20 protein-coding genes and 1 pseudogene are annotated in these 21,169 nt (G+C 60.9%); 5 read left to right on the top strand and 16 right to left on the bottom strand.

The features are described from left to right. Positions 1-76: 76 nt before the first annotated feature. The 6 genes from ACMDB8_RS27340 to exbB all read right to left on the bottom strand — a co-directional run bounded on the left by ACMDB8_RS27340 (position 77) and on the right by exbB (position 6,921). Positions 77-1,480, bottom strand: coding sequence for an aminoacyl-tRNA deacylase and HDOD domain-containing protein (locus ACMDB8_RS27340; protein ID WP_409078192.1), 1,404 nt, complete (start codon positions 1,478-1,480; stop codon positions 77-79). Between the two features lie 78 nt (positions 1,481-1,558). After that, on the bottom strand, positions 1,559-3,634 hold the full coding sequence (recG, locus tag ACMDB8_RS27335; protein WP_409078191.1) for an ATP-dependent DNA helicase RecG: 2,076 nt from the start codon (positions 3,632-3,634) through the stop codon (positions 1,559-1,561). A gap of 9 nt (positions 3,635-3,643) precedes the next feature. Beyond that, positions 3,644-4,573, bottom strand: a complete 930-nt coding sequence (locus ACMDB8_RS27330) for a hydrogen peroxide-inducible genes activator (RefSeq protein ID WP_409078190.1) — start codon at positions 4,571-4,573, stop codon at positions 3,644-3,646. 195 nt (positions 4,574-4,768) lie between these two features. Further along, positions 4,769-5,518, bottom strand: a complete 750-nt coding sequence (locus tag ACMDB8_RS27325) for an energy transducer TonB family protein (RefSeq protein WP_056726845.1) — start codon at positions 5,516-5,518, stop codon at positions 4,769-4,771. Then, positions 5,515-5,943, bottom strand: coding sequence for a TonB system transport protein ExbD (gene exbD, locus ACMDB8_RS27320; RefSeq protein ID WP_007975187.1), 429 nt, complete (start codon positions 5,941-5,943; stop codon positions 5,515-5,517). Before exbD ends, ACMDB8_RS27325 begins: the two co-directional genes overlap by 4 nt. 6 nt (positions 5,944-5,949) lie before the next feature. Next, positions 5,950-6,921 carry a tonB-system energizer ExbB gene (exbB, locus tag ACMDB8_RS27315; RefSeq protein ID WP_056726846.1) on the bottom strand — a complete coding sequence of 324 codons (972 nt, stop codon included), beginning with the start codon at positions 6,919-6,921 and terminating at the stop codon, positions 5,950-5,952. Between the two features lie 188 nt (positions 6,922-7,109). Between exbB and ACMDB8_RS27310 the strand changes: the two genes are divergently transcribed. After that, positions 7,110-7,967 (top strand): SDR family oxidoreductase, encoded by an 858-nt coding sequence (locus tag ACMDB8_RS27310; protein WP_056726847.1) that lies wholly within the window; start codon positions 7,110-7,112, stop codon positions 7,965-7,967. 88 nt (positions 7,968-8,055) lie between these two features. Here ACMDB8_RS27310 and ACMDB8_RS27305 read toward each other — a convergent pair whose 3' ends face one another. From ACMDB8_RS27305 to ACMDB8_RS27280, 6 genes are all read right to left on the bottom strand, one after another. Next, positions 8,056-8,796 carry a hypothetical protein gene (locus ACMDB8_RS27305; protein WP_056726848.1) on the bottom strand — a complete coding sequence of 247 codons (741 nt, stop codon included), beginning with the start codon at positions 8,794-8,796 and terminating at the stop codon, positions 8,056-8,058. Positions 8,797-8,865: 69 nt separating this feature from the next. Then, a complete protein-coding gene (locus ACMDB8_RS27300) occupies positions 8,866-9,246 on the bottom strand; it encodes a RidA family protein (RefSeq protein ID WP_003229509.1) in 381 nt (126 codons plus the stop codon). A gap of 37 nt (positions 9,247-9,283) precedes the next feature. Continuing rightward, entirely contained in the window at positions 9,284-11,389 is a 2,106-nt protein-coding gene (gene spoT / locus ACMDB8_RS27295; protein WP_223541286.1) for a bifunctional GTP diphosphokinase/guanosine-3',5'-bis pyrophosphate 3'-pyrophosphohydrolase, read from the bottom strand. A gap of 57 nt (positions 11,390-11,446) precedes the next feature. Next, a complete protein-coding gene (gene rpoZ / locus ACMDB8_RS27290; RefSeq protein WP_007921129.1) occupies positions 11,447-11,710 on the bottom strand; it encodes a DNA-directed RNA polymerase subunit omega in 264 nt (87 codons plus the stop codon). Between the two features lie 167 nt (positions 11,711-11,877). Further along, positions 11,878-12,498, bottom strand: coding sequence for a guanylate kinase (gene gmk, locus ACMDB8_RS27285; protein ID WP_046038947.1), 621 nt, complete (start codon positions 12,496-12,498; stop codon positions 11,878-11,880). Between the two features lie 13 nt (positions 12,499-12,511). Continuing rightward, complete coding sequence (locus ACMDB8_RS27280) at positions 12,512-13,375, bottom strand: YicC/YloC family endoribonuclease (protein ID WP_056727032.1); 864 nt, start codon at positions 13,373-13,375, stop codon at positions 12,512-12,514. A 267-nt stretch (positions 13,376-13,642) separates the two neighbouring features. Between ACMDB8_RS27280 and rph the strand changes: the two genes are divergently transcribed. The 3 genes from rph to gltS all read left to right on the top strand — a co-directional run bounded on the left by rph (position 13,643) and on the right by gltS (position 16,351). Next, on the top strand, positions 13,643-14,365 hold the full coding sequence (gene rph, locus ACMDB8_RS27275) for a ribonuclease PH (protein WP_056726850.1): 723 nt from the start codon (positions 13,643-13,645) through the stop codon (positions 14,363-14,365). A 28-nt stretch (positions 14,366-14,393) separates the two neighbouring features. Then, complete coding sequence (locus ACMDB8_RS27270) at positions 14,394-14,762, top strand: DUF4870 domain-containing protein (protein WP_056726851.1); 369 nt, start codon at positions 14,394-14,396, stop codon at positions 14,760-14,762. 383 nt (positions 14,763-15,145) lie between these two features. Continuing rightward, on the top strand, positions 15,146-16,351 hold the full coding sequence (gene gltS, locus ACMDB8_RS27265) for a sodium/glutamate symporter (protein ID WP_056726852.1): 1,206 nt from the start codon (positions 15,146-15,148) through the stop codon (positions 16,349-16,351). 105 nt (positions 16,352-16,456) lie between these two features. On the opposite strand, the gene ACMDB8_RS27260 is transcribed toward gltS, so the two are convergent. Next, positions 16,457-17,236 carry an exodeoxyribonuclease III gene (locus tag ACMDB8_RS27260; RefSeq protein ID WP_003176915.1) on the bottom strand — a complete coding sequence of 260 codons (780 nt, stop codon included), beginning with the start codon at positions 17,234-17,236 and terminating at the stop codon, positions 16,457-16,459. Between the two features lie 80 nt (positions 17,237-17,316). Between ACMDB8_RS27260 and pyrE the strand changes: the two genes are divergently transcribed. Further along, positions 17,317-17,961: an orotate phosphoribosyltransferase gene (gene pyrE, locus ACMDB8_RS27255; protein WP_011336558.1), complete on the top strand. Its 645-nt coding sequence runs from the start codon at positions 17,317-17,319 to the stop codon at positions 17,959-17,961. A gap of 184 nt (positions 17,962-18,145) precedes the next feature. Here pyrE and argB read toward each other — a convergent pair whose 3' ends face one another. From argB to dut, 3 genes and pseudogenes are all read right to left on the bottom strand, one after another. After that, positions 18,146-19,051 (bottom strand): acetylglutamate kinase, encoded by a 906-nt coding sequence (gene argB / locus ACMDB8_RS27250; RefSeq protein ID WP_008047078.1) that lies wholly within the window; start codon positions 19,049-19,051, stop codon positions 18,146-18,148. Positions 19,052-19,068: 17 nt separating this feature from the next. Then, a pseudogene (locus ACMDB8_RS27245) lies at positions 19,069-20,445 on the bottom strand (phosphomannomutase/phosphoglucomutase); the annotation flags it as partial. 264 nt (positions 20,446-20,709) lie between these two features. Beyond that, entirely contained in the window at positions 20,710-21,165 is a 456-nt protein-coding gene (gene dut / locus ACMDB8_RS27240; RefSeq protein ID WP_007975171.1) for a dUTP diphosphatase, read from the bottom strand. Between the last annotated feature and the right edge of the window lie 4 nt (positions 21,166-21,169).

Here is a 21,169-nt window from a genome sequence, read left to right as displayed (position 1 = left end):
ATATTCATCGCGGGCAAGCCCGCTCCCACAGGATTCAGGTGATCCATGTGGGAGCGAGGCTGCTCGCGATTGCTTTTCAGCCTTGGGTGAACTGCGAAGCCAGTTCGCGCAGCAGCACTTCGGCCTCGAGGACTTTGCTGACCACGTCGTTGGCTTTTTCGCGGCTCAGGCCAAGGCGTTCGAGCAGGGCGTCGGGGATGTCTTCGTCGGGGCCGGAGCCGATGCCACGGCTGCGCAGCAGGCGCACCGACAGGCACACCAGGTTCGGGTACTCAGCGAATTCGCCGTCGTAATGCGGGTCGTGCTGGAAGCGCAGGGCGGTGGCCAGTTCTTCGGGCATGTCCCAGTAGCGCATCAGCCATGAGCCGATCTGTTCACGGCTGATGCCCAGCAGGTGCTGTTCCACGAAGCTGTGGCACAGGTGCGGGTTGACCTCCAGGTGGCGGCAGATCAGCGAGAAGTGCGGCGGGAACACGTGGGCCAGCAGCAGGTAGCCGAAGTTGTGCAGCAGGCCGGCCAGGTAGGTCAGGCCGGCTTCCGGACGCTGGGCGCGGGGCATGGCGCGGGTCAGGCCTTCGATGACGGCGGCGGTGTAGATCGATTGCTGCCAGTAGGGCGTGGAGTGTTGCGGGTGGTCCTTGGGCAGGCTCAGGGTTTTGCCCAGGGCCAGGCCCAGCGCCAGGTTGATCACCAGGTCGAAGCCCAGCACCCGCACGATGGCGTCTTCCACCGAGCGGATCTTGCCCGGCGAGGCGTAGTACGGCGATGCCGCCCAGCTCACGACTTGTGCGGCCAGCGCCGGGTCGGTTTCGACCACGCCGGTGATGTCGTCGATGGTGGCGTTGGGGTCGACGCGCAGCTTGATGATTTTTTGCGCGGTTTCGGCCAGCGGCGGAATCTCGATGGTCGCTTCCAGACGCTGCTGGATGCGCCGTGCGGTGAACGCCTGGACGGCCTGGGTGATTTCCTCGCGGTCGTCATCGGGGCGGTCAAGGTTGGGGCGGATGCTGGTCAGGTTTTCGCCGAAATTGGCGGCGCTGGCCTTGGTCAGCATGGTCGCCTTGAAGTCTTCACTGGAGATTTCCAGCAACACGCCCGGCTCACCGGAGTTGATCAGCAACTTCGGCTCGTGCAGCAGGCTTGCGTCGTACAGGCACGGTGAACTGGTCAGTGCCGGCAGGCCCGGCAGCAAGCTGAGATTGTGCTTGCCGAGCATTTTTGTCAGGCGTTCGGTCGGTACGGCGGCGAGGCGGCGACCGGTGAGTTCAGTGAGGCGATTGAGGTCCAGCAATTGGCTCTGCGGGAACAGCACCATCAGCACGCCAACGCTGTCATCCAGCAGAACGGCCTGCACTTTGCGCGCGGCATTCAGGCCGTGACGGTCCAGCACTTCTTCGTAGGCAATGCCCAATTTGCCCAGCATCAGCCGAATAACCGACGGAGCGTGCGGGGTGTCGGGTGCGAAGGCAACTTCGGTCATGGTCTGTATCCGGACTAAAACAATTGCGGGAGTATAACCAGCTTGCTTGGGGCCACGCCTCAGAAACCGTGACGGTTGTCACACTTGGCCGTATTGTTGGCCATGACGCAGCCATCGGTCGAGTAGCGGGCTGACGTGGGTCGGCCAGCGCTCGAGCAATGCCTGGGCGGCATCCCGCACGGCGGGCAGCAAATCGGCATCGCGCATCAGGTCGGCGACCTTGAATTGCAGCAAACCTGTCTGCCGGGTGCCGAGCATTTCGCCGGGGCCACGCAGTTCCAGATCCTTTTCGGCGATGACAAAACCGTCGTTGGTTTCGCGCATGATGCCCAGGCGCTGGCGGCCGATCTGCGACAGCGGCGGATGGTAGAGCAGCACGCAATGGCTGACGGCGCTGCCCCGGCCGACGCGGCCGCGCAACTGGTGCAATTGCGCCAGGCCCAGGCGCTCGGGGTTCTCGATGATCATCAGGCTGGCGTTTGGCACGTCCACGCCGACTTCGATCACCGTGGTCGCGACCAGCAGTTGCAGGTTGCCGGCCTTGAACTCGGCCATCACCGCAGCTTTTTCCGCAGGCTTCATACGGCCGTGGATCAGCCCGACTTTCAACTCGCCAAGGGCGGCGGTGAGGTCTTCGAAGGTGGTTTCGGCGGCCTGGCAGGTCAACTCTTCCGACTCTTCGATCAGCGTGCACACCCAATAGGCCTGGCGCCCCTCGGCGCAAGCGCTGCGCACCCGTTCGATGACTTCGACCCGCCGGGTGTCGGTGATCAGCACGGTGTTGACCGGGGTTCGGCCGGGCGGCAATTCGTCGAGGATCGAGGTGTCGAGGTCGGCGTAGGCGCTCATGGCCAGCGTGCGCGGAATCGGCGTGGCAGTCATGATCAACTGGTGCGGGCACATGCGTCCGCCGACGCCTTTCTGCCGCAAGGCCAGACGCTGCTGCACGCCGAAACGGTGCTGTTCGTCGATGATCACCAGCGCCAGGTTCTTGAATTGCACTTCGTCCTGGAACAGCGCGTGGGTGCCGACCACCATCGGCGTGCCGCTGGCGATTTGCTCCAGCGCGGCTGCGCGGTTCTTGCCCTTGAGCTTGCCGGCCAGCCAGGCGACTTCAATGCCCAGCGGCTCAAGCCAGCGCTTGAAGGTGATGAAGTGCTGCTCGGCGAGAATTTCGGTGGGTGCCATCAGCGCGACCTGATAACCGGCCTCCAGCGCTTGCAGCGCGGCAAGGGCGGCGACCACGGTTTTACCGGCGCCGACGTCGCCCTGGATCAGCCGCAGCATCGGTTCGTGCTGGCTGAGGTCATAGGCGATTTCATTGCCGACCCGCTGTTGGGCACCGGTCGGACTGAAGCCGAGGTTGGCCAGGTATTTGGCCGGCAGCCTGGTGGCTTTGGGCATCGCTGGCGCACGCAGGGAGCGCATGCTTTCACGCAGGCGCTGTTGCGACAGTTGATGGGTCAGCAGTTCTTCGAAAGCCAGACGGTGCTGCGCCCAGTGGTGACCGAGTGCCAGTTCATCGACGTCGGCATCGGCGGGCGGGTTGTGCAGGTAGCGGATCGCATCGGCCAGCGGCGCCAATTGGTAATCGCGGGCCAGTTCGTTCGGCAGCCAGTCGGGCAGGCTGCTGGGGCCGAGCAGGGTGAGGGTCTGCATGCACAACTGGCGCAAGCGCTGTTGGGTCAGGCCTTCGGTGAGCGGGTAGACCGGGGTCAGGGTTTCATCCACCGGCGGCGGTTCGTCGCCGGTGATGGCGCGGTATTCCGGGTGGTAGATCTCCAGCCCCGAAGCGCCGGGCCGCGCCTCGCCGTAGCAGCGAATCCGCGTGCCGCGTTTCAGGCCTTCTTTTTGCGCGTTGCTGAAATGATAGAAACGCAGGCTCAAGCCCCCGGTGCCATCCTGCAACCGGACCACCAGGCTGCGTCGCCGGCCCATGACCACATCGGCACCGCTGACGGTGCCTTCGATGACCGCATCCTGCCCGGGCCGCAGTGCGCCGATCGGCACCACACGGGTGCGGTCCTGATAACGCAGGGGCAGGTGAAACAACACGTCCTGGAGGTTTTCCAGGCCGACCTTGGCCAGTTTCTCGGCCATGGCTTCACCGACACCCTTGAGTGCCGTCACCGACACTTGCGACAACTCGCTCATGACCGTTGCTTAGCCCGCGGCGACTTGCGCCGCTGGCTTGGCCACCGAGCACAGGCGAATGGAGTCAGCGAGGATTTCAATCGCTTTCGGGCGCGGGAAGCTGGCGCGCCAGGCAATGGCCACGGTGCGGAACGGTACGGGTGCCGACAACGGACGCACCTCGATCACGCCGGGGGCGTAGTGATGACTGTCGACTGCCGACAACGGCAGGATCGAAATCCCGAGACCCGAGGCGACCATGTGGCGAATGGTTTCCAGGGAGCTGGATTCCACCGTGGTGTGCTTGGCGCCGTCGTTGCCTTTGCTCAGGGTCGGGCAGGCTTCCAGCACCTGGTCGCGGAAGCAGTGGCCTTCGCCGAGCAGCAGCAGGCTCTTGTCGTTGAGCAGGCTGGCGTCGATGGATTCCTTTTGTGTCCACGGGTGCTGCGCCGGCATCAGCACGTAGAACGGCTCGTCGTAGAGCTGCAGGGTCAGCACGTCGGCTTCATTGAACGGCAGGGCGATGATGATCGCGTCGAGCTCGCCGTTGCGCAGTTTGTCGCGCAGCACGTGGGTGAAGTTTTCTTCAATGTACAACGGCATCTGCGGGGCGACCCGGTGCAGTTGTGGAATCAGGTGCGGAAACAGGTACGGACCGACGGTGTAGATCGCGCCGACCTTGAGTGGGGCGGTCAGCTGGTTCTTGCCGGCCTGGGCCAGTTCGCGGATGCCTTGGGCCTGTTCCAATACCTTTTGGGCCTGGGCCACGATGCCTTCGCCGACCGGGGTCAGGCGCACGGCGCTTTTGCTGCGCTCGAAAATCAGCACACCGAGTTCGTCTTCAAGCTTTTTCACGCCTACCGACAGGGTCGGCTGGCTGACGTGGCAACGCTCGGCCGCGTGGCCGAAGTGCTGCTCTTGGGCGAGGGTAACGATGTAGCGCAATTCTGTGAGGGTCATAGCAAGCGTCCATGTAGTTGCGGGCCAAGCATACCGGCTGCAATCGATAGACGCACGTTATCAGACTGAGTGCGTCGAGTGACACCGGGCAATGCGAAAGGCAAAAAAAGATCGCAGCCTGCGGCAGCTCCTACACGGGTTAATGTGATCCCTGTAGGAGCTGCCGCAGGCTGCGATCTTTTGATCTGCTGCTTTCTACCGCCGGCGTTTTTCCAGCGAATACACAAAGGGTGCAACGATTTCGATGGAGCCATTGGTCAACATGTCGGGCGGTGGCTTGGGCAGCGGTTGAGCGCGGCGGATCATTTCCAGGGTGGCCCGGTCCAGATCGGCAGTGCCCGAGGCGCCTACCAGCTCGAACGACAACACATTGCCTTCGGCATCCACGACGAAACGCAGACGGTTCATGCCTTCCTTGCCCCGCGCCTGGGCACTTGCAGGGTACTTCTTGTACTTCTGCAGGTGTGCCAACAGCGTGCCTTGCCAGCTGGCCTTGGCCGCCATTTGAGCAGGCGACGGACCCGGCGCAGGCTGGGCTGATTTCTCCGTCGGTGCCTGGGTCTGCTGGGTTTCGGCCGGTTTTTCTTCGGCCGGTTTTTCCTTCGGCGGCTCGGGTTTCTTCTCTACCGGCTTGGGCGGTTGCGGCTTCGGCTTGGGTTTGACCGGCTTGGGCACGGCAATTTCAGCTTTCGGCGCTTCAGCGAGCTTGGGTATCGGCAATTCTTCAACCGGAGCCGGTGGCTGCGGCGGAGTGACGACCTTCGGCGGAGCAGGCGGTGGCGGGGCAGGAACCGGCGCCAGTTCGACCATCATTGCCTGGGGGGGCAATTCAATGGGCGGGCGGGCGGACCAGTTCAGCGCCAGCGCGATGGCCAGCGCGTGAACACCCAGCACCACGGCCAGGCTACCGCTGTAACGCGTCAGCTTATGGCGCGTCGTGATCATTTCTTGGCTGCCGTCTCGAGTCCGACCAGACCTACCTTCAGGTAACCGGCAGAGCGCAGGTTGTCCATCACGCTCATCAGGTCGCCGTAATCCACGCCTTTGTCGGCCTGGAAGAAGATTGTCGTGTCTTTCTTGCCCTGGGTCCTGGCGTCGAGGGTGGCACCGAGTGCTTCGGCCTTCACTTCGTCTTCACCGAGGAACAGGCGCTGGTCAGCCTTGACGCTGAGGAACACCGGTTTCTCTGGCCGCGGCGCCGGTTTGGCGGTGGACGCAGGCAGGTCGACCTTGATGTCCACGGTGGCCAGCGGGGCCGCCACCATGAAGATGATCAACAGCACCAACATCACGTCGATGAACGGCGTTACGTTGATTTCGTGGTTTTCGGACAGATCGTCGTCTGCCCCTTCTTTCAAATGCAGGCCCATGGCCGATTACCCCACTTTCACCATGTGCGGTTGCGAGCTGCGCTCAGGCTGGTGGTCGAGGTCGCGGCTGACCAGCAGCAGGACCTGTGCCGACGCGTCGGACACCTGAGCCTTGTAACCGGCGATGGAGCGGGCAAAGACGTTGTAGATCACGACCGCCGGGATCGCTGCAACCAGGCCCAGCGCGGTAGCCAGCAGGGCTTCGGCGATGCCGGGGGCGACGACGGCAAGGTTGGTGGTCTGGGTCTTGGCGATGCCGATGAAGCTGTTCATGATGCCCCATACGGTGCCGAACAGGCCGACAAACGGGGCGGTGGAACCGATGGTGGCCAGCACGCCGGTGCCGCTGCTCATGTTGCGACCGCAGGCCGCGACCAGGCGCTCAAGACGGAAGCTGACGCGTTCCTTGATGCCTTCTTTCTCACGGCTGTTGACCGACAGGCGCATCTCTTCGAGAGCATCATGTACCAGCAGGTTGGCCAGGGTGCCTTCCTTCGCCGCGGTAGCGCTGGCTTCCTTGAGGGAGGCGGATTTTTTCAGTTGGGCGATTTCACCGCGCAGACGACGCTTGGCACCCATCAGCTCAAGCCCCTTGGCGATCCAGATAGTCCAGGTGATGATCGAGGCGATGGCCAGGCCGATCATCACGATTTTCACGATGATGTCGGCATTCTTGTACATGCCCCATGGCGACAGGTCGTGGGCCATGCCCAGGGTGTTGTCGGCTTCGAGGACTTCAGGGACGTCTTCACCCAGTGTTTCTGCCGGTGCGGCCAGGGCCGGATCGGTCGCAACCGGAGCTACGGCCGGGGCGGCGTGATCGGCCGGAGCCGGCGCGGTGGTGGCAGGTGTGGCTGGCGCCTGGGCATCGGCGAAAGCGGCGACTGGCGCGAGCATCAGGCTGAGGAGCAGGGCGGCCACTGCGCTCCAGGCGCGAGGTCGTTTGGTTGGCGAAGCGGAGAATTGATTGCGTGTCATGCTGGCCGGACCTGAGAGAAAAAACGGGTGATGTTCTTCCAGGCCTCGAAGGCCGAGAACAAAAGTGGGGAGGCATTATTGCAATTAATTCTTGTTAACAAAAGTAATAGCGTCTCTTTTTTTCCTGCATTGCTAGCCGCCTGTCTATTGCCGGCGCTAGTCTGTGGCTTTGCGATGGGAGTTTTCTGATGTCTGCGCCTACTGTTTTGATCGCCGGCTGCGGTGATGTCGGCAGCCGCCTGGCTACACAATTGCTGGCGGCGGGGTGGGAGGTCCATGGCCTTCGACGCGACGTTTCACGCCTGCCCAAGGGCGTCATCGGCGTGGCCGGTGACCTGTTCAACAAAGACTGCCCGGACACTTGGCCAATCGGCGCCGTGGATTACCTGGTGTATTGCGCGGCGGCCACCGATCACGACGAAGCCGGTTACCGCGCTGCGTATGTCCAGGGCCTGGAGCATGTGCTGGAGTGGCTGGACGACTACGGGCAGGTGCCCAACCGCCTGTTGTTCGTGTCCAGCAGCAGTGTCTACGGTCAGCAGAACGGCGAATGGGTCGACGAGGCCTCACCGGCCGTGGCGGCGGGCTATTCCGGGCGTGTGATGCTCGAAGCCGAGCAACTTGCCCTCAAAAGCGGCATTCCGGCGAGCATCGTGCGTCTGACCGGCATTTATGGTCCGGGCCGTGAGTGGCTGCTGACACAGGTTCGTCGGGGGTATCGCGTGGTAACCGATCCGCCGTTGTATGCCAATCGGATTCATGCCGACGACGCCGCGGGATTGATGGCATGCCTGCTTGAGGCGGATCGGCGTGGCGTAGCGCTGGATGATGTCTACATCGGCGTCGATGACGCGCCGGCAGCGCTGGCGGATGTGGTGGGCTGGTTGCGTGAGTATCTGGGTGTGACCGAGTGGGCCGATGACGACAGCGTGCGTCGCACCGGCAGCAAACGCTGCAGCAATGCACGGGCAAAAGCGTTGGGCTGGACGCCGAAGTACCCGAGTTTCCGCGAGGGGTATGCGGCGATTCTTGAGGGGCGCTGCTGATAGCAAAAGATCGCAGCCTGCGGCAGCTCCTACAGGTGTACATATAACCTTTGTAGGAGCTGCCGAAGGCTGCGATCTTTTCAGGGATTTATTGCTTTTCCAGCAGCCACTTGCGCTCACCCGGGGTGAACGAGGGCATCTCGTCCGCCTGCGCCGTGTTCACGGTCTGGAAAATCTCCAGCTCCTTGCCCTTGCGCGCAAAGATCCAGGCGTTGCCCTGGCCATTGAGTTGCAGCCACATGTTGTCATTGCCGCCACTCATGGATGCGCAATCGCCGGCCAGGCACAACGCATAGCGGTCGCTGCCTGGCAGGCCGGTTACCTGGCCGTCGGCCTGGAATTGAACCGTGTTGCCTTCGCCCGGGCCGTTCACGATTGTCCAGCCGCCGCCCATGTAGGCGGAATACAGCGCACGTTCGAAGCTGGCGCCCATGGGTGCGCCATCCGGTACCTGGATCTGTACGCGGTCGAAGACTTGCTCGGGCTCGTTGTCGCTGGCGGACTGGCTCAGTTGCTTGCCGTCACGCTTGAGCTCACTGGCCGAGCTGCCATAAAAGTCGACTTTCCAGGCGCCGGACTGTTCACCCAGCAGCTTGCCGTCGACATTTTCAAAACCGTTGGTGTAGCGGGCCTGACCGGCCTTGGTGTTGATGTCCCATTCCAGGTTCGGGCCATAGGCCTGGAGCGCTTCACGCAGGGGGACGCCTTTGGCGGCAGCATCGATCGCCACCTGGTTGATCCAGGTGCCGCTGATGTCGCGGTCGGCAGGGTTGCTGGCACATCCGCCCAGGAACAGGGCGAGCAGCGAGAGAGCAAGCGCGTTGCGCATGGGTGGAATCCTTTCAAGCATTCTTTTACAGCAGAGCAGTCGGCGCAGCCCGTGGCTGCGCCGTACGCTTTACTCGATGACCAGGATGGCATCCATTTCAACCTGCGAACCCTTTGGCAGGGCTGCTACGCCGATGGCGGCGCGGGCAGGGTAAGGCTGGTCGAAGTACTTGCCCATGATCTCGTTGACCTTGGCGAAGTGGCTCAGGTCGGTGAGGAAGATGTTCAGCTTGACGATGTCCTTGAACGAACCGCCAGCAGCTTCAGCCACGGCCTTGAGGTTCTCGAACACCTGGACGGTCTGGGCTTCGAAGCCTTCGACCAGCTCCATGGTTTTTGGGTCCAGGGGAATCTGACCCGACATGTAAACGGTGTTGCCAGCCTTGATCGCCTGGGAGTAAGTACCGATGGCGGCCGGGGCCTTGTCGCTGGTGATAACAGTCTTGGTCATTGATGACTCCTTGTAATGAGGTGGCTACGTTTGCGAGCTATGCACGCATGCGGGTGATGCGAATCACCCCGGTCAGGGCGCGCAGTTTCTTGATCACGCGGGCCAGGTGCACACGGTCGTGTACGCTGACCACCAACTGGACCACGCTGATGCGACCATCGCGTTCGTCCATGCTGATTTTCTCGATGTTGCCGTCGGCGGCGTTGACGCTGCTGGCCAACAGGGCGATCAGGCCGCGCTGGTGTTCCAGCTCGACGCGCAGTTCGACGTTGAATTCGCCGGTGACATCCTTGGCCCACGAGAGCTGGATGCATTTTTCCGGGTTGTGGCGGATTTCGCTGATGTTGCGGCAGTTGTCCAGGTGCACGACCATGCCTTTGCCGGCGGACAGGTGGCCGACGATCGGGTCGCCCGGGATCGGCGTGCAACACTTGGCGTAGCTGAGCACCAGGCCTTCGGTGCCGCGAATCGCCAGCGGGCCTTCAGGGCTGGGTAGCTGCTCGCCTTCGCCCAGCAACCGGCGGGCCACCACATAGGCCATGCGATTGCCCAGGCCGATGTCTTCGAGCAAATCTTCGATCAGCTCCAGGCGGTACTCGACGAGCATGGCCTTGACGCGCTCGGCCGGGATTTTCTCCAGCGAGCTGTCGAAGCCGTTGAGGACCTTGTTCAGCAGGCGCTCGCCCAGGCTGATGGATTCGGAGCGGCGCTGCAGTTTCAGGGCATGGCGAATGTGCGTGCGCGCCTTGCCGGTGACCACGAAGTTGAGCCAGGCCGGGTTCGGCCGCGCGCCGGGAGCGCTGACGATCTCGACCGTGGAGCCGCTTTGCAGCGGTTCGGACAGCGGCGCGAGACGACGATTGATCCGGCAGGCAATGCAGCTGTTGCCCACGTCGGTGTGAACCGCGTAAGCGAAGTCGACCGCCGTGGAGCCCTTGGGCAGTTCCATGATCCGGCCTTTGGGCGTGAACACGTAGACCTCGTCCGGGAACAGGTCGATCTTCACGCTTTCGATGAATTCCAGCGAGTTGCCGGCGCGTTGCTGCATCTCCAGCACGCCCTTGACCCACTGGCGGGCGCGGGCATGGGTGCCTTTGGGCTGCTCGTCGCCGCTGGATTTGTACAGCCAATGGGCGGCGATGCCGTTGTTGGCCATCTCTTCCATTTCACGGGTGCGGATCTGGATCTCGATCGGAACACCGTGCATGCCGAACAGCGTGGTGTGCAGCGACTGATAGCCGTTGGCCTTGGGGATCGCGATGTAATCCTTGAAACGCCCTGGCAGTGGTTTATATAAGTTATGTACAGCACCCAGCACGCGGTAGCAGGTATCGACCTTGTCGACGATGATCCGGAACGCGTAGACGTCCATGATCTCGTTGAAGGCCCGACGCTTGCCGCGCATTTTCTTGTAGATGCCGTAGAGGTGTTTCTGGCGACCGCTGACCTCGCCCTGGATGCCATCGATGGCCAGGCAGTGGCTTAAGGATTCTTCGATCTTGTTGACGATTTCCTTGCGGTTGCCCCGGGCGCGTTTGACCGCCTGGTAGATCCGCGCGGAACGCATCGGGTGCATGGCCTTGAAGCCAAGGTCTTCGAACTCTATGCGGATGGCGTGCATGCCCAGCCGGTTGGCGATGGGTGCATAGATTTCCAGGGTTTCCTTGGCGATGCGCCGGCGTTTTTCGCCGGACAGCACTTCCAGCGTGCGCATGTTGTGCAGGCGGTCGGCCAGCTTGACCAGGATCACGCGAATGTCGCGGGCCATGGCCATGGCCATTTTCTGGAAGTTTTCGGCTTGGGCTTCGGCCTTGGTCTCGAAGTTCATCTGGGTCAGTTTGCTGACCCCGTCGACCAGTTCGGCCACGGTTTCACCGAACTGCGCTTGCAGCGCTTCCTTGGCAATACCGGTGTCTTCGATCACGTCATGCAGCATCGCGGCCATCAGGCTCTGATGGTCCATGTGCATGTCGGCAAGAATATTCGCAACCGCGAGTGGGTGCGTGACGTACGCCTCGCCGCTACGGCGGCGTTGGCCGTCGTGGGCTTGCTCGGCGTAGAAATACGCTCGGCGGACCAGGTTTACCTGGTCCTTGCCGAGGTAGGCCGATAAGCGATCGGCGAGGGCGTCTATGCTCGGCATGATGTCTCCTGCCGTAAGCTTTTATCCCGCGCCGTGCTACGTCGACCAGGCATAGGCTTAGACGGCCTCGTTGGACTCGTCCTCGAATGCAGCAAAAAGCGGTTCATCTTCAACGATTTCGGCTTCGGCGATAGCTGCGTAGTCGATCAGGCCTTCAGCGATTTCACGCAGGGCGACGACGGTAGGCTTGTCGTTTTCCCATGCTACTTTCGGCTCTTTGCCGCCGGTGGCCAGTTGACGGGCACGCTTGGTAGAGAGCATGACCAGCTCAAAGCGGTTATCCACGTGTTCTAGGCAGTCTTCAACGGTTACGCGGGCCATGGTCTTCCTCGTAGCAAATGCAATATGCGCGCTGCCCGGATGGGCGAGCGGACTCGACAGTTTAAAAAATCACCAGCGTTTAGGGAAGCGCTGATTTTTTGACCAAGCCCTTCAACGCGCTGCAAGTGCCAATGTAAAGCCCTTGCAGCGGTTTTGGGAAGAGCTGATTAACCGAGCAATTCGGCCAGCAATTTGCCGTGACGCTGCTGCTGACGCTTCTGAATCAGCTGATTGGCGCGGAAAATCGCCTTCAGGTCGTGCAGTGCGTGGGCGAAATCGTCGTTGATGATCAGGTAATCGTAGTCGACGTAATGGCTCATTTCGCTGACGGCTTCGCGCATCCGGCCGTCAATGACTTCGTCACTGTCCTGGCCGCGATTGGTCAGGCGCTGGTGCAGGGCCTGCAATGACGGCGGCAGAATGAAGATCGAACGGGCCTGAGGCATCAGCTTGCGCACTTGCTCGGCACCTTGCCAGTCGATTTCCAGAATCAGGTCGTGGCCTTCGTCCAGGGTCTGCTGCAGGTGGCTTTGCGAAGTGCCGTAGAGATTGCCGAACACTTCAGCGCGCTCGAGGAAATCCCCGTGTTCGATCATCTTCACGAACTCGCTGCGGTCGACGAAGTGATAGTTCACGCCATTCACTTCACCGGGGCGCATGGCGCGGGTAGTGTGGGAGACCGAGACGCGGATCTCCGGGTTTGCATCGGTCAGGGCCTTGACCAGGCTGCTCTTGCCCGCACCCGAAGGGGCGGAAATGATGTACAGGGTGCCGGTGCTGTGTGTCATGTCGGGGGTAGCCTTACTCAATGTTCTGCACTTGTTCGCGCATCTGCTCGATCAACACCTTGAGGTTGACCGCAGCCTGGGTGCTGCGCGGGTCGAAGGCTTTGGAGCCCAGTGTATTGGCTTCGCGGTTGAGTTCCTGCATCAGGAAGTCCAGGCGCCGACCGGCGGCACCGCCGGATTTGAGCACCCGGCGAACTTCGATGATGTGAGTGCTCAGGCGATCCAGTTCTTCGGCGACGTCGCTTTTTTGCGCGAGCATGACCATTTCCTGCTCCAGGCGCTGCGGATCCATCTCGGCCTTCATGTCGGCGAAGCGGTCGAGGACTTTCTGGCGCTGGGTGGCGAGCATTTGCGGGACCAGTTCGCGCAAGGTCACCACGTCTTCCTCGATGGAGCTCAGGCGCTCGTTGATCAGCCGCGCCAGCTCCGCGCCTTCGCGTTCGCGGCCGGCTTTCAGTTCCTTGAGGCCCTGGTTGAACAGCGCCAACGCTTCGGCGTTCAAGGCTTGCGGGTCGGTGGCGTCGCCTACCAGGACGCCGGGCCAGGCCAGGACTTCCAGCGGGTTCAGCGCTGCCGGGTTCTTGATCAGGCTGGCGATGGTCTCGGCGGCGGCGACCAGTTGCGCGGCGCGCTCCTGATCGATCTGCAGCGACTTGCCGGTATTTTCTTCGGTGAAGCGCAGGGTGCATTCGAGCTTGCCCCGCGATACTCCCTGGCGCAGGGCTTCACGAACAGCGCCCTCGAGGTCGCGAAAGGATTCCGGCAGGCGCAGGTGGGGTTCCAGGTAGCGGCTGTTGACCGAGCGCAGTTCCCAGCTCAGGGTGCCCTGGACGCCGGCTTTCTCGACGCGGGCGAAGGCGGTCATGCTGTGCACCATGGAGGTACCTCGCAGGCAGATCGGCACAGAACCGAGGTTCCGGGAATCCGATATCAATGAATTAAAGCCGACTGGCAGCAAAGGCGCAGGATTGTAGCGCAGTGGCGCGGATGCGCCCAAACACACAGTGTGACAAAGAGCGGCAGGCCTGCACCGACGCGCGGTGCAGAGCCCTCGGTCGTCGGCGGAATTTTTTAGAAGTGCCCAGTGGCGGCCGTCGGCTCTATAATGCTCCGCAGTTTTCCGTCCCCAGTACAGGTACTCCCTATGATACGTCCAAGTGGTCGCGCTGCCGATCAGCTCCGCTCGATCCGCATCACCCGCAACTACACCAAACACGCCGAGGGTTCTGTGCTGGTCGAGTTCGGCGATACCAAGGTCATTTGTACCGTCAGCGTTGAACCGGGCGTACCGCGTTTCCTGAAGGGCCAGGGCCAGGGCTGGCTGACCGCCGAGTACGGCATGCTGCCGCGCGCTACCGGCGAGCGTAACCAGCGTGAAGCCAGCCGTGGCAAGCAAGGCGGCCGCACCCTGGAAATCCAGCGTCTGATCGGCCGCTCCCTGCGCGCTGCGCTGGACATGTCCAAGCTCGGTGACGTCACCCTGTACGTCGACTGTGACGTGATCCAGGCTGATGGCGGCACCCGCACCGCGTCGATCACCGGTTCCATGGTTGCGCTGATCGATGCCTTGAAAGTGATCAAGAAGCGTGGCGGCCTGAAGGGCGGTGACCCGATCAAGCAGATGATCGCTGCGGTTTCCGTGGGCATGTACAAGGGTGAGCCTGTGCTTGACCTCGATTATCTGGAAGACTCGGCCGCCGAGACCGACCTGAACGTGGTGATGACCAGTGCTGGCGGTTTCATCGAAGTCCAGGGCACTGCCGAAGGCGCGCCGTTCCAGCCTGAAGAGCTGAACGCGATGCTTGAGTTGGCGAAGAAAGGCATGAACGAGATCTTCGAATTGCAAAAGGCCGCACTGGCCGACTGACTGGAATGCCCCAGACAAGGAGGACACCATGAGTGACGAGCAACTGCCGCTGCCTACGCCGAGCCAAGAGGTGCGTCAGTGGGCCATGTTTTGCCACTTGTCCGCCTTGCTGGGGATCTGGATTCCGTTCGGCACGATCATAGGCCCGCTGATTCTCTGGCAGATGAAGCGCGAGATGGACCCGTTCATCGACGCTCAGGGCAAGGAAGCTCTGAACTTTCAGTTAACCGTGGCGATCGCCTCGGCTATCTGCTTCCTGCTGATGCTGGTGATTATCGGGTTCTTCCTGTTTGGCCTGATCGCGATCGGTGCGCTGGTGCTGACGATCATTGCCGGGGTGAAGGCCAATGAGGGGCAGCCTTATCGCTACCCGTTCACATGGCGGTTGATCAAGTAAGCCCAGGACGCTGATGCTGCTTTAAGCGCAGTTCAATACAAATGCCCCGACATGTTGGGGCATTTGTTTTTTTGCAATCAGATTAATCTCTAATGTTGCGAAATTGTTCGATCGCTATTCAATCGACGTCCACTAGTGTAAGTAATATTTCTTACACGTTTAGTCACAAACTGTAAGCCTCAGTACGGCTTGCAGGCTTGGCAATGGGACTTGGCGGTTGATAAGGTTGCTCCAAGTAATATTCATCAAGAAATATTTCGATATATTCGGACCATTGACGGCTTCTGAATCCAATACCAATCAGTGTTGAGATCCTCAACCTGTTCAAAAGGCGTGCCCAGGTAAAAAGTTCGCCACTGAATATATAAACAAGAATACCCAGAATGCTTCAGCTTGATTTTTACGGAACACTTGTCGCTGCCTCTTTAGTGCTTTTGCTGGGGCGCGCGCTTGTCTCTCGTGTCGGTTTTTTACGCACTTATAATATCCCTGAGCCTGTAGCCGGCGGCCTGGTGGTTGCCTTGGCTCTTCTCGCCTTGAGAACCCTCGATATTGAAGTTCGCTTTGATACTTCGCTCCAAACGCCCTTGATGCTGGCGTTTTTTGCCACCATCGGTTTGAGTGCAGACTTCGCCAGCCTGAAGAAGGGCGGGCGCGTCGTGGGGATCTTTCTGCTGGCGGTTGTCGGACTTCTGGTGATCCAGAATGCGATGGGCATCGGGCTTGCCACGGCGTTGGGACTCGACCCCTTGATGGGCTTGCTGACAGGCTCGATCACCTTGGCAGGCGGCCACGGTACAGGTGCTGCATGGGGGGCGACGTTCAGCGAGAAGTTCGGTCTGGCCTCTGCCTCTGAACTGGCCATGGCCTCAGCAACGTTTGGCCTGGTGCTGGGCGGCTTGATTGGTGGGCCTGTTGCCCGCCTGCTCATCAGTCGTGTCCAGACACCCGGCTGCGAGCAGGAAAAGCCACGGCTGCCCAAGGGCTTTGAACAACCGAACAAAGAACGCTCGATCACGTCGTTTTCGCTAGTCGAGACACTGGCTTTGATTGCTGTCAGCCTGCTGGCGGGCTCACTCCTGAATGGGTGGCTTCAGGGAACCGCATTTGAGTTGCCGACGTTTGTTTGCGTGTTGTTCGTGGGCGTGCTTTTACGCAACGGGCTTTCGGCGCTTGGCGTGTATCAGGTGTTTGAGCGAGAAGTTTCCGTGCTGGGGAATGTCAGCTTGTCGCTGTTTTTGGCAATCGCTCTGATGTCGCTCAAGTTGTGGGATCTGGCTGCACTGGCGTTGCCGATCTTTATCATCCTGGCTGCGCAAACGTTGGTCATGGCTCTGTTTGCGATTGTTGTGACATTCAGGATGATGGGCAGTAACTACGACGCGGCTGTATTGGCGGCAGGGCATTGCGGTTTTGGACTGGGTGCCACGCCAACGGCCATCGCCAATATGCAAGCGGTGACACAGCGCTATGGGCCTTCTCAGATAGCGTTCCTGGTGGTGCCAATGGTGGGCGCTTTCTTCATCGACATCATTAATGTCATCGTGATCAAGTTGTACCTTGCACTGCCGTTTTTCGCCGCGGTTTGAGGTTCAGGTCGCTGGGAGCCTCTGAATAGAGCGCATAAAAATGCCCGTATCTTGCGATACGGGCATTTTTTCGACCGTCTATCAGACTGCTCAGTGAAAAATCACTTAGATCGTCAGCGTCCAGTCGTAGTCCACGATCAGCGGCGCGTGTTGTGAGAACCGCGGCTGGCGTGGCAGGCGTGCGCTGCGTACAAAGCGGCGCAGGCCCGGCGTCAGCAGCTGGTAGTCGAAGCGCCAACCGAGGTTGAGCATCTCCGCCTGTTCGTTGTCCGGCCACCAGCTGTACTGGTCGCCTTCACGGCTGACTTCACGCAGGGCGTCGACATAACCCATGTTGCCGACAATCTCGTCCATCCAGGCACGTTCAGGTGCCAGGAAGCCCGGAGATTGCTGGCTGTCACGCCAGTTCTTGATATCCAGCTTCTGTTGCGCCACGTACAGCGAGCCACAATAAATGTACTCGCGGCGTTTGCGTCGCTGTTTATCCAGATAACGGGCGAAGTCGTCCATTAGCTTGAACTTCTGGTTCAAGTCTTCATCGCCGTTCTGCCCCGAAGGGAGCAGCAAGGTCGCGATGCTGACCTTGTCGAAATCGGCTTGCAGGTAGCGCCCGTAGCGGTCGGCCGTCTCGAAACCGAGACCGCTGATGACAGCCTTCGGTTGCAGCCGCGAATACAAAGCCACGCCACCTTGGGCGGGAACTTCGGCATCGCAGGCATAAAGGAAGTATCCATCCAGTTGGAAGGCTGGATCGTCCAGTTCAAAGGCGGAGGCGCGGGTGTCCTGCAGGCAGATGACGTCGGCATTCTGTGCCTGCAGCCAACTGAGCAAACCACGCTCGACTGCAGCCTGAATACCATTGACGTTCACACTGATGATCCGCATAAATGGCCCCAAAAATCGCGTGCGTGTATGATACACGGCGTCAAGCTAATTAGCTAAATCCGTGGTATTTGGGGTTTTTCATGCAAGCGTATCAGCGCGATTTCATCCGTTTTGCCATCGATCGCGGCGTTTTGCGCTTCGGTGAGTTCACCCTGAAGTCCGGGCGCACCAGTCCTTACTTCTTCAATGCGGGCCTGTTCAACTCGGGTTCGGCCCTGGCGCAGTTGGGACGTTTCTACGCTGCTGCCATTGCCGAGAGCGGCATTCCCTTCGACGTGCTGTTTGGCCCGGCCTACAAGGGCATCCCGTTGGCGGCGACCACCGCCGTGGCCCTGGCCGAGCATCACAACCGTGACCTGCCATGGTGCTTCAACCGCAAGGAAGCCAAGGCCCACGGCGAAGGCGGCAGCCTGGTTGGCGCGCCGCTGACCGGCGATGTTCTGATCATCGACGACGTGATCACCGCTGGCACCGCGATCCGTGAAGTGATGCAGATCATTGCCTCCCAGGACGGCGCCAAGGCCGCTGGCGTGCTGATCGCCCTGAACCGTCAGGAGCGTGGTAATGGCGAGTTGTCGGCGATCCAGGAAGTCGAGCGTGACTTCGGCATCCCGGTCATCAGCATCGTCTCGCTGAACCAGGTGCTGGAATTCCTGGCGGACGACCCGCAACTCAAGCAGCACTTGCCAGCCGTGGAAGCCTATCGCGCGCAGTTCGGCGTCTGACACGGCGACCTGTAGGAGCTGCCGAAGGCTGCGATCCTTTGATCTTGTTTTAAAATAGCCAAAGTCAAAAGATCGCAGCCTTCGGCAGCTCCTACTGGGATGTACAAAATCCCGCAGGGATCGCAGGCAAAAAAAGACCCCGCTCAGCCAGGCCGAGCGGGGTCTTTTTTGTATGCGCTATCGCTTAAGGACGCTTGCGATTGCTGATCAAGGTGCCAACGCCGGTATCGGTGAAGATTTCCAGCAGGATCGCGTTCGGCACGCGACCGTCGATGATCAGCGAGCTGCCCACACCGCCCTGGACCGCTTCCAGTGCGCAACGGATCTTCGGCAGCATGCCGCCGTAGATGGTGCCGTCGGCGATCAGGTCGTCGACTTGCTGGGTTGTCAGGCCGGTCAGGACCGTGCCCGACTTGTCCATCAGGCCGGCGATGTTGGTCAGCAGCATCAGCTTCTCGGCTTTCAGCGCTTCGGCGACTTTACCGGCCACCAGGTCAGCGTTGATGTTGTACGACTCGCCGTTGGCACCGACGCCGATGGGCGCGATCACCGGGATGAAATCGCCCTTGACCAGCAGGTTCAGCAGGTCGGTGTTGATGCCGACCACTTCGCCCACGTGGCCGATGTCGATGATCTCCGGGGTGGTCATTTCCGGGGTCTGACGGGTAACGGTGAGCTTCTTCGCGCGAATCAGCTCGGCGTCTTTACCGGTCAGGCCGATGGCGCTGCCGCCATGACGGTTGATCAGGTTGACGATGTCTTTGTTGACCTGGCCGCCGAGGACCATTTCCACCACGTCCATGGTCGCGGCGTCGGTGACGCGCATGCCGTCGACGAAATGGCTCTCGATCGACAGGCGCTTGAGCAGGTCACCGATTTGCGGGCCGCCACCGTGAACCACCACCGGGTTGATGCCCACGGCCTTCATCAGCACGATGTCGCGGGCGAAGCCGGTTTTCAGCTCCTCGCTTTCCATCGCGTTGCCGCCGTATTTGATCACCAGTGTCTTGCCGACATAACGGCGGATGTAAGGCAACGCTTCGGACAGGACCTTGGCGGTGTTGGCGGCGGCTTCGCGTTCGAGGGTCATTCAGGGCTCCGGGTGAATCAGAACGGTAGTTGGAGATCAGGTGCAACACGCTTCAACTGGACTTTGAATACGTCCTTGATGCGCTGCAATTCAGCCTCGTCATCGGCCTCGAAACGCAGCACCAGCACCGGAGTGGTGTTGGAGGCGCGTACCAGGCCCCAGCCTTTGGCATAGTCGACTCGCACGCCGTCAATGGTGGTCAGGTCGGCGCCTTCGCCCCACTGCGCATCGTGCAATGCATCAATGATGCTGAATTTGCTCTCTTCGGTCACATGGATATTGATTTCCGGCGTAGAAATATCGTTCGGGAAGGTCGCGAACAGCTCTTCGGCCGATGATTTTTCCTTGCTGAGGATCTCCAGCAGCCGCGCGGCGCTGTAGATGCCGTCGTCGAAACCGAACCAGCGCTCCTTGAAGAAGATGTGCCCGCTCATTTCGCCAGCCAGCAGGGCGCCGGATTGTTTCATTTTCTTTTTGATCAACGAGTGACCGGTCTTCCACATTAACGACCGGCCGCCGTATTCCTTGATCAGCGGAATCAGGCGACGGGTGCATTTCACGTCGAAGATGATTTCGGCGCCCGGATTGCGCGCAACGACGTCGCGGGCGAACAGCATCAGCAGGCGGTCCGGGTAGACGATGCTGCCGGTGTTGGTCACCACGCCGACGCGGTCGCCATCGCCGTCGAAGGCCAGGCCGATGTCAGCGTTGGTTTCCTTGACCTTGGCGATCAGGTCCACGAGGTTTTCAGGCTTGCCCGGGTCCGGATGGTGGTTCGGGAAGTTGCCGTCCACTTCGCAGAACAGCGGGATGACTTCGCAGTTCAGCGCTTCGATCAGTTGCGGGGCGATCACGCCGGCCGCGCCGTTACCGCAGTCGACGACCACTTTCAGGCGCCGGGCCAGCTTGATGTCCTGGACGATTTCGGTGGTGTAGCGGTCGAGGATCTCGACCTGGGTGATGCTGCCCTGGCCGCTGCTCAGGTTGTTGGTCTTGAGGCGGTCGTGCAGGGCCTGGATCTGTTCGTTGGCCAGGGTGTCGCCAGCGATGACGATCTTGAAGCCGTTGTAGTTCGACGGATTGTGGCTGCCGGTGAGCATCACGCCGGATTTTCCGGCCAGTACGTTGGCGGCGTAGTAGAGCGCCGGAGTCGGGACCAGGCCGACATCACTGACGTGGCAGCCGCTGTCGGCGATGCCTTTGATCAGTTGTGCGACCAGCTCCGGGCCGGACAGACGGCCATCGCGACCGACGGACACGTTTGGCTCGCCCTGGGCCAGGCTTTGGGAGCCGACGGCGCGGCCGATCCAGTAAGCGGTTTCGGCGTTCAGGAATTCCGGGACTGTGCCGCGGATGTCGTAGGCGCGGAAGATGCTGTCAGGGAACTTGGGTGCGACTTTGGCCGGGGTGTTCATCTGTGGAAATGCTCCATCTCGAAAGTGGCTGGACAGGCCGCCAATTCATTCGGCGGCAGGTTCAAACTGAAGGGTATGACGGCGTTTTCCACAGAGAGTTCGTGGTATGAAAGGGCCATGACGCCCCGACGGCAGGGGGTTGACCGGGCAATGCCTTGATTTTCGGAGCTAAACCTTGCAGATGGCAATTTGAATTTTGTGGCGAGGGAGCCAGATCCCCCACCACAGAAGAGCGCGTCCGGATCAGCGGGTACCGGTATGGCCGAAACCGCCAGTGCCGCGCTCGGTTTCAACGAACTCTTCAACCATCTCGAAGTGAGCCTGCACCACCGGCACCAGCACCAGTTGCGCCAGGCGCTCGCCGACCGGCATGGTGAATTCGGTCTGGCCACGGTTCCAGCAAGAGACCATCAATGGGCCCTGGTAGTCGGAGTCGATCAGGCCGACCAGGTTGCCCAGTACGATGCCGTGCTTATGGCCCATCCCCGAGCGCGGCAGAATCAGCGCCGCCAGGTTCGGGTCACCGATATAAACCGACAGGCCGGTGGGAATCAGCACGGTTTCACCCGGCTTGATCACGGTGTCCTGTTCCAGCATGGCGCGCAGGTCGAGGCCGGCGGAGCCCGGTGTGGCGTATTGCGGCAGCGGGAATTCGGTACCGATGCGGGGGTCGAGGATCTTGGCTTGCAAAGCGTGCATGTAA

Origin of the sequence: Pseudomonas monachiensis (assembly GCF_047345015.1) — a bacterium.
Lineage (GTDB): Bacteria > Pseudomonadota > Gammaproteobacteria > Pseudomonadales > Pseudomonadaceae > Aquipseudomonas > Aquipseudomonas monachiensis.
Note: the sequence above shows the minus strand (reverse complement) of the source record. Positions and strands in the feature narration are given on the sequence as shown.